The organism is Herbaspirillum rhizosphaerae (genome assembly GCF_001189965.1).
Classification (GTDB): Bacteria; Pseudomonadota; Gammaproteobacteria; order Burkholderiales; family Burkholderiaceae_D; genus Herbaspirillum; species Herbaspirillum rhizosphaerae.
Map to the genome: position 1 here is coordinate 162,777 of NZ_LFLU01000012.1, position 6,218 is coordinate 168,994.

A 6,218-nucleotide genomic window follows, 5' to 3' on the forward strand; every position below is an offset into this window, starting at 1 on the left:
ATGGATCGGTTTGCTACTTTTCACCGTCAGCGTTTATGCGTATGGCGCCGGCGAGAATTCCACTGAAACCTTGTTGCTGGAAGTCTCCATCAACGGCCGTCCGACGGACCTGGTCGGGCAATTCTTCAAACGTCAGGACGGTTTGTTCGCCAGCGCGGGAGAATTGCGCAGCCTGGGCATCAAGGTGCCCGGCAAAGACGACGAGCTGGTGCCGATCTCGGGCGTAACCAGCAAGATCGATCTGAATCAGACGGCGTTGAAAATTGACATGGAAGTGCCCATGACTTTTCTGAACACCACCGATATCGCTACATCCGGCAAGTCGGCCGACAACGTGCCGCTGACGGAAAACTCGCGCGGCGTCCTGTTGAACTACGATTTGCTGGCCACCACCAGCGAAGGCGTGCACAGCCTCGGCGGTTATTTTGACGGCCGTTATTTTTCCGGCAGCAGCGTCTTCAGTTCGACCGGACTGGCCTACTTCGACAGCAGCCCGGCCAAATCGGCCCGGCTGGACACTACCTACACCTACTCCAACCCGCGCGAACTGATCCGCTATCGGGTGGGCGATTTCATCACCAGCGGTTTGTCCTGGACACGGCCGGTGCGTTTTGGCGGTGCGCAGTTCGGCACTGATTTTTCGCTGCGCCCCGATCTGATCAAGTATCCGACCCCGAGCCTGGGCGGCGAAGCGGTGGTGCCCTCCACGGTCGATCTGTTCGTCAACGGCGTGCGCCAGTTGTCGCAACCGGTGCCGCCGGGCCCGTTCGAAATCCGCCAGGCGCCGATCGCCACCGGCGCCGGCCAGATTGCGGTGGCGGTCACCGATGAGCTGGGACGCCAGACTTTCCGCACCATACCGTTTTACGCGACAGACAAGTTGCTGGCGGAAAACCTCTCCTCTTTCACCGTCGAAAGCGGCTTCGTGCGCCGCAACTATGGTTTGCGCAGCAATAGCTACGGCGAATTCGCGATCGCCGGCACCGCGCGCTACGGCGTTTCCAAATTGCTGACGCTGGAAACGCATGCCGAAGCGATGAAAGGCATGACGCTGGCCGGCGGCGGCCTGGTCTACAACGTCAAGAACTGGGGCGTGCTGACGGGCGCGGTGTCGGGCAGCACGTCGGATGCAGGCACCGACCAGCAATTTTCGCTGGGTTTCGAACGCAGCACCAGCCTGTTCAGCATGTCGCTGATGCGCACGCAATCCGGCCCCAATTACCGCGACATCGGCGCCATCGAAGGTTCGCCGACGTCGCGCGCTTCCACCATCGGAACCCTCGGTCTTAATCTGGGTGTGCTGGGCTCTGTCAGCCTGGCCTATACCATGGTAAAAAGCCCGGTCATCATTTCCGGCGCGGGCAATATCGGCATCAGCAACAGCGAAAGCGTGACCCTCTCGTATTTCAAATCGGTGTCGCGCGGCGCCAATATGTATGTGACCGGCTTCCGCGATTTTCGCAACGGCGGCTACGGCGCATCGATCGGCCTGATCATGCCGTTTGGCGACAACAGCGCCGGCGGTGTGAGCGTGAACAACAACAATGGCATGAAGACGACTTCCGTGCAGGCCAGCCGCCCGACGATCTCTCCCGGCGACATCGGCTGGCAACTGCAGACTGCCGAGGGCTCTTATCAGCAGCGTTACGGCGAAGTCGACTACAAGGGCACCAAGGGCCGCGCCAGCTATACCGTGGCGCAAAGCAACAACGTCACCAGCCAGCGCGCAGGCGTGCGCGGCGCGGTGGCGTGGATGGACAACTCCCTGTTCATGTCGAACTGGGTGGACGACAGCTTTGCGGTCGTCAATACCGAAGGCGCCAAGAATGTCGGCATCTATACGGAAAATCGCTATGCCGGCAAAACCGACAGCAGCGGCCGGCTGCTGCTGACAGACTTGCGCGCCTATGACATCAACAAGGTATCGGTCGACGTACTGGACCTCCCGCTGACGCTGCAGATGGACCAGAACGAGCAATACGTCAAACCGCGCGATCGTTCCGGCGTCGTCATCAACTTCAAGACCAAGCGGACTTCCGACGTCAACCTGATCCTCAAGACGGCCGGCGGCGACTATGTGCCGGTCGGCTCCTCCGTCAAGATCCGGGAAAACGGCCAGCAGGCGCCGGTCGGCTATGACGGTGCGGCGTATCTGTCCGAGCTTGGCCCCGTCAACACGCTCGACATCGTCATGCCTTCCGGCGCGACCTGCCAGGCAGTGCTGATCCCTGACCGCACGCTGGACGGCGGCATGAGCAGCAACACATTGGAATGTCACTGATGAAAAACTTAAGCGTCCTGCTTCGGGCCTCGGTCCTGCTCCTTGCCTGCTTCTGCAGTATCGGCAATGCGCAGGCGCAGGCCTGCACCGCCTCGTCGGTGCCCGTTGCGTTCGGCATCTATGACCCTAAAAGCGCGCTCCCAAGCGAAATCACCGGCACCGTCACGGTCGTCTGCCAGGCGGCTGTCTCCTTGCTGGTTGCCTTCACGGTCAAACTCAACGGCGGCTCCAGCGGCAACATCAGCGCCCGCAAGATGATTACTTCCGGCTCGCAACTGAACTATCAAATCTACATGGATCCCACGCGCACCACCGTATGGGGTGACGGCACCGGCGGCAGCAGCTTCAACATCGGCGGCTATCTGCTTGCGGTGCTGGTGCCCGTGACGACCAATTTCACGGCTTACGGACGCATCACGGCGCTGCAGAATGTCTACGCCGGCGCTTATACGGATACGCTGACGATACTCGTAACGTACTAGGAAAGCTGCTTTGCGCAGTCTTCGGCAATCACCCACGCAACAGAAATTACGTATTTTTGTAACATTTAGGGAATTTCCTGATGCAATAAGACCCTGTGTCAGGATTCCCCTGATTCAGCAAAAGGTGCTGAAAACATAAAGTTCACCTGTACCCGGCGAATTCGAAATTCTTGTAATGGGACAAGAACCCGAACCGCCGAATCCAGGAGAGATTGCCATGTTCACCATCAAGAAAAATCGTGTTATCTGCGCCACCCTCGCTGCCGCCATGCTGGTTTCCGGCGCACCGGTTTTCGCAGCGACAGCGACCGGCTCGCTGGTCGTCACCGCGACTGTGCTGGCCTCCTGCACTGTAGTCGGCTCGACCATCGCCTTCGGCAACTACACCAGCTCGCAAGTCGATCAAACAGGCAACCTCGCCGTGCTCTGCACCAACGGCACTTCCTACACCATCGGCCTGGATGCAGGCGCCGGCACCGGCGCCACCACCAGCGTGCGCAAGCTGACCGGCTCGCTGGGCGGCACACTGAACTACGCGCTGTATCGCGATTCCGGCCGCACCAATAACTGGGGTTCGACCATCGGCACCGACACACAAGCCGGCACCGGCACCGGCCTGCTGCAAAACCTGACCGTCTACGGCCGTATCGCCGCTAGCCAGACTCCGCTGGCCGGCGTCTATACGGACACAGTGACCGTTACCCTGACTTACTAAAATTTCCCCCGGTATCGACAAACGCCTACGCGTAGGCGGCGGCTGGACGATGCCGGTTTTTGCGGACCGAGAAACCATGGCGACATGCCCTCAGGATTCTTTTTCCCGCTGCTTGAGTAGTTGTTGAGTATCGCCTCAGGTTCACCAGAAGTTCGCTTGTGTCCGCCACTGCATGCATGCTGTTCATAACACCAAATCGCAGCGACGGACTAAGGAGAGAACGATGTCAGCCGTACAGAAACACCGCACCTGTTGCGTCGCCGCGGCCATTGCCATTGCCGTGGCGGGAACGCCCGTGGCCGCGCAAGCCAACGGTACCGCCGGCGTGAACACATCGGCCGCCGTACTGGCAACGTGCACGATTGTCGGCTCGGCGATTGCCTTCGGCAACTATACGTCCGCACAAGTAGACCAGACCGGCTCGATCGCGGTGGTTTGCACCAATGGCATTTCGTACTCCATCGGGCTGGATGCAGGCGCCGGCAGCGGCGCCACGACCGCCTTGCGCAAGCTGACCGGCTCCCTGGGCGGCACGCTGAACTACTCCCTGTATAAAGACTCCGCACGCACCAGCAACTGGGGGTCAACTATCGGCACCGACACCCAATCCGGCAACGGCAACGGCGTCGTGCAAAACCTGACGGTCTACGGACGAATCCTGAGCGGGCAAACACCGCAAACGGGCGTCTATACCGACACGGTCACCATTACGCTGACTTATTGATCAACATAGTGGCACGCTGGCAGGCCATCACGCGCCATCTGCAGCCGGGTCCGACTTCCGGCCTTCTTCATGCCTTCTTCCGCTGCCTCGCAACCCTTGGTCGGCGGCGGGGATGTCTCATTCTTTTCTCCCCTAGGGAAATTCCTTAAGCAAATATCATCACGTTCAGGAATCTCCTGATTTTGGCGCGTGCTTCAAAAATATAAAGTTCACCTGTGCCCACCGAATTCGAAATCCTCGTAATGGGACGAGGAAAGAAACGGTAACCAAGGAGAAATCGCCATGTTCGCATCCAAGAAAAATCGTGTTGTCAGTGCCGCCACCGCCGCTATCCTGCTGGTTTCCAGCGCTCCGGTTTTTGCCTCCTCCACAGCAACAGGTTCGCTGATCAATACCGCTACCGTCCTGGCCTCCTGCACCGTGGTCGGCTCGACCATCGCCTTCGGCAACTACACCAGCTCGCAAGTCGATCAAACCGGCAACATCGCCGTGGTCTGCACCAACGGCACGTCTTACACTATCGGCCTCGATGCCGGCGCCGGCACCGGCGCCACCACCAGCGTGCGCAAGCTGACCGGCTCACTGGGCGGCACACTGAACTACGCCCTGTATCGCGATTCCGGCCACACCAACAACTGGGGTTCGACCATCGGTACGGACACACAAGCTGGCACAGGCAACGGCCTGGTGCAAAACCTGACCGTCTACGGCCGCATCGCCAGTGCGCAGACTCCATTGGCCGGCGTCTATACCGACACAGTGACCGTTACCCTGACTTATTGATTTTTCGCCTGCCTGCACGCCTCAGGCATGCAGGCAAAACAAGAAGCCTGCTTGCGAGCCTGAGTACATCGCAGCAGGCTTTCTTCATTCATTGCGAGGCGTTGATCTCACGCGGCGAAGCGACTGCGGCACCTGTCGAGCAGCGCCGACGCAGCTCTTGGTGCGATCTCCGACATGCACACAGCGAAAGCGTTTTGCAACATCTCCACGACGCCTTTTCGCAACTAGGGAATTTCCTCACGCTTCATGCTGCATATTCAGGAATCTCCCGATACTTGCGAGTATGTTGAAAATATAAAGTGCAGTTGTGCCCGGCGAATTCTAAATTCTCGCAATGGTGTGAGAAGCCAGGCTGACTAAAGGGGAAACTGCCATGTTTGCATCCAATAAAAATCGTGTCATCTGCGCTACCCTCGCTGCCGCCATGCTGGCTTCCAGCGCCCCGGTACTTGCTTCGACGGCAACCGGCTCGCTGGTCGTCACAGCCACCGTCCTGGCTTCCTGCACCGTGGTCGGTTCGACCATCGCCTTCGGCAACTACACCAGCTCGCAGGTCGACCAGACCGGCAACGTCGCGGTACTCTGCACCAACGGCACTTCCTACACCATCGGCCTCGATGCAGGCGCCGGCACCGGCGCCACCACCAGCGTGCGCAAACTGAGCGGATCCCTAGGCGGCAACCTGAACTACGCGCTGTATCGCGATTCCGGCCGCACCAACAACTGGGGTTCGACCATCGGCACCGATACGCAAGCTGGCACCGGCAACGGCCTGGTGCAAAACCTGACGGTCTATGGCCGCATCGCCAGCGGTCAGACGCCATTGGCCGGCGTCTATACGGACACAGTGACGGTCACCCTGACTTACTGAGTTCTGCCAAGTGAAGCGCAACGGGATTTATCCTTGCCTCCTGTCTTGGCAGCACACTCCGCTCCGGCATTCGCCATCTGTCGGTACACAAAAAAGCCTGCCATGCAGTAATGCCGTTCTGTTCAGCTTAAAAATTGCAATTCACCATGACTGTCGTCCTGACGAAAGTCAGGACCCAACGGCGTATTGACCGTCTTCACGACACTGGGTCCCAGCGTTCGCTGGGACGACTGCTTCAGAGAAGCAGGCTTAACTGAACGGCATTACTGCCATGCAGGATTTTGTTTCGTTTCGTTTTACTTCGATTGGAATTGGAGAGGCATGCCCGATGGGCATGAAATGGAATACAAATAAAAAAACCT

At 59.0% G+C, this 6,218-nt stretch carries 6 protein-coding genes; all 6 read left to right on the forward strand.

Annotated elements, in window-relative coordinates:
• Positions 1-10: 10 nt before the first annotated feature.
• The 6 genes from AKL25_RS16780 to AKL25_RS16805 all read left to right on the forward strand — a co-directional run bounded on the left by AKL25_RS16780 (position 11) and on the right by AKL25_RS16805 (position 5,856).
• Complete coding sequence (locus tag AKL25_RS16780; RefSeq protein WP_240475774.1) at positions 11-2,281, forward strand: fimbria/pilus outer membrane usher protein; 2,271 nt, start codon at positions 11-13, stop codon at positions 2,279-2,281.
• On the forward strand, positions 2,281-2,763 hold the full coding sequence (locus tag AKL25_RS16785; RefSeq protein WP_050478836.1) for a Csu type fimbrial protein: 483 nt from the start codon (positions 2,281-2,283) through the stop codon (positions 2,761-2,763). The genes AKL25_RS16780 and AKL25_RS16785 overlap by 1 nt, the downstream gene beginning before the upstream one ends.
• A gap of 217 nt (positions 2,764-2,980) precedes the next feature.
• A complete protein-coding gene (locus tag AKL25_RS16790; protein WP_050478837.1) occupies positions 2,981-3,478 on the forward strand; it encodes a Csu type fimbrial protein in 498 nt (165 codons plus the stop codon).
• A gap of 223 nt (positions 3,479-3,701) precedes the next feature.
• Positions 3,702-4,202, forward strand: coding sequence for a Csu type fimbrial protein (locus AKL25_RS16795; RefSeq protein ID WP_050478838.1), 501 nt, complete (start codon positions 3,702-3,704; stop codon positions 4,200-4,202).
• A 282-nt stretch (positions 4,203-4,484) separates the two neighbouring features.
• Entirely contained in the window at positions 4,485-4,985 is a 501-nt protein-coding gene (locus tag AKL25_RS16800) for a Csu type fimbrial protein (protein WP_050478839.1), read from the forward strand.
• Between the two features lie 373 nt (positions 4,986-5,358).
• A complete protein-coding gene (locus AKL25_RS16805; protein ID WP_050478840.1) occupies positions 5,359-5,856 on the forward strand; it encodes a Csu type fimbrial protein in 498 nt (165 codons plus the stop codon).
• Positions 5,857-6,218: the final 362 nt, after the last annotated feature.